Consider the following 536-nt stretch of genomic DNA (forward strand, 5'->3'; position numbering starts at 1 on the left):
GCTCGACAAACTGCACATTCCCTTCGTCGGCCCCGGTGGTGCGCAGAAACTGGCCGACCGCTTTGGCTCGCTGGAAGCAGTGATGAACGCTGACTGGCTGGACATGCGCCAGGCATTGCCGGAGAAGCAGGCCAACTCGGTGCGCGAGTTCTTCGCCTCGCCTGAGCATCGGCAACTGGCCGAGCGGGCCGAGCAGCAGCTGCGCGATTTCGGCATGCATTGGCAGAGCGAGAAAAAAGTCGTCGAAGGTCTGCCGCTGTCCGGCGAAACCTGGGTGCTGACCGGCAAGGTCGAGTTGATGAGCCGGGATGTGGCCAAGGAGCACCTGGAAAGCCTGGGCGCCAAGGTCGCCGGTTCGGTGTCGGCGAAAACCCATTGCGTGGTCGCAGGCCCGGGTGCCGGCTCGAAACTGACCAAGGCCAATGAACTGGGGGTGAAGGTCATGGATGAAGAGACGTTTATCGCTTTCCTCAAAACCCACGGTATTTCCGTATGACCTTTTTCTCACGCCCCCTCAACTGATCGTTCCCACGCTC

1 protein-coding gene is annotated in these 536 nt (G+C 61.0%); it reads left to right on the plus strand.

The genetic code is table 11. The features are described from left to right. A partial coding sequence (locus J5M56_RS24140) for a BRCT domain-containing protein (protein ID WP_279381840.1) occupies positions 1-496 on the plus strand: 496 nt, incomplete at its 5' end. Positions 497-536: the final 40 nt, after the last annotated feature.

The organism is Pseudomonas sp. 51_B, from assembly GCF_017491595.1.
Classification (GTDB): domain Bacteria; phylum Pseudomonadota; class Gammaproteobacteria; order Pseudomonadales; family Pseudomonadaceae; genus Aquipseudomonas; species Aquipseudomonas promysalinigenes.